Below are 4,872 nucleotides of genomic sequence, written 5' to 3' on the forward strand. Positions count from 1 at the left end.
TTTATGGGGGCAGAACGCCTCAAGAAACCGGGAACCACAAAAAAGGACGAACCAGGTCGCAAGAGGCGACCTGGTTCGTCAACAAGCTGTCGACTCGTATCACGAGTCGAGTTTTTTATTTTTGATGCGCTTCGTGCATCACCTCAGACAAGCCTTCCTTTGATTTGGTATACTCTTTTAGTTATGTTTATTAACTATTCGGATTTGAAGAAAGGGAGGCATCGTGTTCGATGCATATTCAACAACTGTGGACGAGAGACTTCTTGATCATCTCGCTCATCAATTTCTTCCTGACGCTCATCTTTTTCTTACTGATGGTCACCATTGGAGTGCATGCTGTCGAGTCGTACGGGGCGACGACGAGTCAAGCGGGGCTCGTCACCGGCATCTTCATCATCGGGACGCTGACCGGGCGCTTGTTCATCGGTCGCCTGATCGATTCGATCGGTCGGAAGAGGACGCTTTATATCGGGCTCGGCTTCTTTACTGCCACCATTTTGCTGTACTTCGTCGAATGGGGTGTCGGTTTCTTGTTGCTCACACGTTTCGTACACGGTCTTGGGATGGGATTGTCGAGCACCGCCACTGGGACGATCGTGGCCCAAGTCATTCCCGCGACCCGGAAAGGTGAAGGGATTGGCTATTACAGCATGAGCTCTACCTTGGCGACAGCCATCGGCCCGTTTGTCGGCTTACTCCTTAGTCAATATACGAGCTTTACCGTCATTTTTGGACTTTGTTTCGTTATCGGATTGATCAGTTTGGCGAGTACGTTTTTTGTGAATGTGTCTGAAATCGACGCACCTGAAGTCGTGCGTGGATTTTCTTTAAAATCGTTCGTCGAACCAAAGGCGTTACCGATCGCCCTCATTATCGGGATGGCCGCACTCAGTTTCTCGAGTGTACTGTCTTATATCAACTTTTACGCAAGTGAGCTCGACTTGATCGAGGCGGCGAGTGTCTTCTTCCTTGTCTATTCCATCTCTGTCCTGTTGTCGCGTCCAATCACAGGGAAACTGATGGATGCGCGCGGCGCTAACGTCGTCATGTATCCGGCAATCGCCATCTTTGCCATCGGACTTTTCGTACTCAGCCAGGCACAAAGCAGCTTGACGCTTCTGTTCGCAGGGTCTTTGATCGGACTCGGATTCGGGAATATTCAGTCTGGTACCCAGGCGATTGCCGTCAAGGCTTCACCTCCTCACCGGATGGGGATGGCCACCTCGACGTTTTTCATCGCACTTGATGCCGGTCTCGGATTTGGACCTTATTTCATCGGACTCCTCATACCGCTGACTGGATTTTCGACGCTATACTTGATTCTTTCAGGCGTCGTGCTCTTTACCATTTTCTTGTATTACGTCATGAACGGACGGAACGAACAGAGACAACTGAAAGATGCTGCCTGACGGGATGTGCCTACATCCCGTCTTTTTTGAAATTTCACACATTTATTCGGATGATGCGGTAAGATAAAAATGACGTGTGAAAAATAGAATGGACGAAATGAGGGAGACGAGATGGAAGCTGACCAAACACTTCAATACAACGCATCAATTTTACTAAAGACGTTCGATAAAATTTCAGACTATGTGTTCTTGATGGAAGTCAATGGCTCAGCTTATCGCTATGTCTTCGTGAATGAACCTGGTAAGCGCGCGATCAACTGGTCTGATGCGGATATCGGGAAGAGGATTGATGAGCTTGTGCCTGCCGAGACGGCCAATCTGATTACAAAATACTATGATGAAGCAATCAAGATGAAAAAGAGTGTCATTTATGAGGATTATCGCCTTGCCGACTCCTTTTATACAGATACGGTAGAGGCGGATGATGTGTTAACGCTCCCACTCCACTATTTTGAGTCAGAAGTGACGCCGATTTTTAACGATGAGGGAACTTGCACCCATATCGTCTCCGTCGTCCGTGAGGTGACGGATCGAAAGCGTCGCGAACTCGAGTTGTCGATTTTAAAAGATCACCACGAATCGCTGAGACGTTACTCTCCTCACGGAATCTTTGTGCTCGATCATCATCTGAACATCAAATCGGTTAATCCTGCCGTCATGACGATCACTGGATTTACCGAACAAGAGTTGCTGTTCCAACCATTTCTTCAATGGTTGCCTAAAGATGAGCAGTCGCGCGTACAAAAAGGGTTGCAGTTCACACTGTCCGGTATCCCTCATAAATACTCGCTTCGCGCTACCCATCAGTCAGGCGAACGTCTCGATTTATCTATACTAAATATCCCGATTGAAGTCGGTGGAAATATTACAGGTCTATTCGCAATCATCATCGATTTGACGCCGGAGAAGAACGCCGAACGGGCTACAATCGAAAGCGAGCGACGTTACCGTCAGTTGATTGAAACGATTCCGGAGGGCATCATCGTTCATCGAGGGGGACGAATTTTATATGCGAATGCGATGGCACTCGCAACGATTGGCGAAACCTATCTTGAGAGTGAATCCATTTTCTCATTTATCGCGGAAGAGTATCATCAATCCACTCGCAAACGTCTCGCCTCTCTCGAAGTCGGCGGACCCGTCCAAGACACGGAAATGGTCGTCGTGACGCCTAGTGGCGACAGACTTCAGATGGATATCAGTAGCCTCTTGATTGATTATGAGGGGGAAACGGCCGTATTGACGATTTTACGGGATGTGACAGAAAAGCGAGAGATGGAGCTAGCCTTAAGACAGAGTGAACTTCAGTACCGACTGATCACTGAAAATATGAGTGACCTTGTCTGTATTCTAGGAAAAGATGGAACTGTTCGTTATGCATCCCCGTCCCACCGTACGGTCCTTGGATTCTCAGCCAGCTACTACGAAGGAAAAAGCATATTTGACTATATTCATTCGGACGACCAGCCCGCCTTTCGCGAACAGATAAGAGACATGAATAAATGCGACGTCCCGTTGACACTCGAATTTCGCCATTTCCATGCCGACCAGCGCTGGATTTGGTTAGAGACGAAAGTACAAGCCATCTACAGTAAATCTGGACATCTCTTACACTATATGACGGTCAGCCGAGAGATCATGCAACGGAAAGCTCTCGAAAAACAATTGAAGCACTTGGCGTATCATGATGCGTTGACAGATTTGCCGAACCGACGTTTTTTCCTTGCCTATCTCGAAGAGGCGATGGATCGGGCAGAATTCGAACAGAGAGAGTTGGCCGTCCTCGCTCTCGATGTAGACCGTTTCAAGCAAATCAACGACACGTTCGGTCATGATGTCGGCGACGAGCTCTTACGACAACTCGCACGTCGTCTGACATCGGTGCTCCGAGAGCAAGATATGATCGCACGATTAGGTGGCGATGAGTTCGCTGTGCTCATTCGATTCAAAGATCCTTCTGCACTGCATCGTGTCGCAGAAAAAGTGATTCAAGCGTTGCAGCGTCCGTGGGAAATCGATGAACATACGTTTATCACAACTTCTAGCGTCGGTTGTGCGCGCTATGTCAAAGGCTTGTCGACCACCCAACTGTTAAAACGAGCCGACCTCGCATTGTACGAAGCAAAAGCCGGTGGACGAAATCAATATGTACTCGCAAAGGACCATTCATAAATGGTCCTTTTTCACGTGAAACATTCTGTAAGGTTAAAAACCGAACATTAAAACCCTTTTTAAGAGTTTACATTCATTTTTTGGTCTATTTATTGAAGTTACCCTTTGACATTGCGCTCCATTCACGTTACATTACCGAATGGGCGAAGTTTTTTCACTGTTTGGCAGATAATGTTCGTAAATAGGGGTGTGACATATGGATAAAGTATTTGATTATGAAGATATTCAATTAATTCCTGCAAAGTGTATAGTTGACAGTCGTTCGGAATGTGACCAGACGATTGAACTTGGCGGCTTCACTTTCCGTTTACCAGTCGTTCCGGCTAATATGCAAACGATTATTGATGAAAAGGTAGCTCTCATGTTGGCAGAGAACGGCTATTTTTACATCATGCATCGCTTTCATCCGGAGAAGCGTTTTGCGTTTATCCAAGACATGCATGGACGAGGTCTCTATGCATCAATCAGTGTCGGTGTGAAAGAGGAAGAGTACGCATTCATCGAAATGCTTCAATCAACCGGTCATACGCCGGAGTTCATCACGATCGATATCGCACATGGACACTCGAATGCGGTCATTCGGATGATTCAACATATCAAACACCACCTTCCCGGTTCCTTTGTCATCGCCGGAAACGTTGGGACACCAGAGGCCGTTCGAGAATTGGAGCATGCCGGAGCGGACGCGACGAAAGTCGGAATCGGTCCTGGTAAAGTGTGCATCACGAAAATCAAAACAGGCTTCGGCACGGGCGGTTGGCAATTGGCTGCACTTCGTTGGTGTGCCAAGGCGGCGACGAAACCGATTATTGCGGATGGGGGAATCCGCACACACGGTGATATCGCAAAATCGATTCGCTTCGGCGCTTCGATGGTCATGATTGGTTCGTTGTTTGCCGGACACGACGAATCACCAGGGGAAACGTTCGAGCAAGACGGGAAACGATTGAAAGAGTATTTCGGCTCGGCATCTGAATTCCAAAAAGGTGAGCGAAAAAACGTCGAAGGGAAAAAGATGTTTGTCGAACACAAAGGGGCGTTACAGGATACATTGACCGAGATGGAACAGGACCTCCAGTCGGCGATTTCTTACGCGGGTGGTGACAGTCTCGATGCATTGCGCACGGTAGACTACGTCATGGTGAAAAACTCAATCTTCAATGGGGATAAAGTATATTAAAAAAAGGCGACCTCGTGTCGCCTCAGCTTGTTGACGAACCAGGTCGCCTCTTGCGACCTGGTTCGTCCTTTTTTGTGGTTCCCGGTTTCTTGAGGCGTTCTGCCTCCATAA

The 4,872-nt window shown here is 47.8% G+C and carries 3 protein-coding genes; all 3 read left to right on the top strand.

The window, feature by feature from the left end; genetic code table 11:
- The first annotated feature begins 230 nt into the window (after positions 1-230).
- The gene (locus KNP00_RS13925; protein WP_215146279.1) at positions 231-1,409 is read left to right on the top strand and encodes an MFS transporter; all 1,179 of its coding nucleotides are present in this window, start codon (positions 231-233) and stop codon (positions 1,407-1,409) included.
- Between the two features lie 111 nt (positions 1,410-1,520).
- Entirely contained in the window at positions 1,521-3,581 is a 2,061-nt protein-coding gene (locus KNP00_RS13930) for a sensor domain-containing diguanylate cyclase (protein WP_215146281.1), read from the top strand.
- A gap of 196 nt (positions 3,582-3,777) precedes the next feature.
- Entirely contained in the window at positions 3,778-4,761 is a 984-nt protein-coding gene (gene guaC / locus KNP00_RS13935) for a GMP reductase (RefSeq protein WP_215146283.1), read from the top strand.
- Positions 4,762-4,872 lie beyond the last annotated feature (111 nt).

The sequence above is a fragment of the Exiguobacterium qingdaonense genome (genome assembly GCF_018617855.1).
In the GTDB taxonomy this organism is placed as follows: domain Bacteria; phylum Bacillota; class Bacilli; order Exiguobacteriales; family Exiguobacteriaceae; genus Exiguobacterium; species Exiguobacterium qingdaonense.

Bases quoted from the DNA above. Each gene is read 5' to 3' on its own strand.
- KNP00_RS13930 (WP_215146281.1), top strand. From the start codon at position 1,521: ATGGAAGCTGACCAAACACTTCAATACAACGCATCAATTTTACTAAAG.
- guaC (WP_215146283.1), top strand. From the start codon at position 3,778: ATGGATAAAGTATTTGATTATGAAGATATTCAATTAATTCCTGCAAAG.
- KNP00_RS13925 (WP_215146279.1), top strand. From the start codon at position 231: ATGCATATTCAACAACTGTGGACGAGAGACTTCTTGATCATCTCGCTC.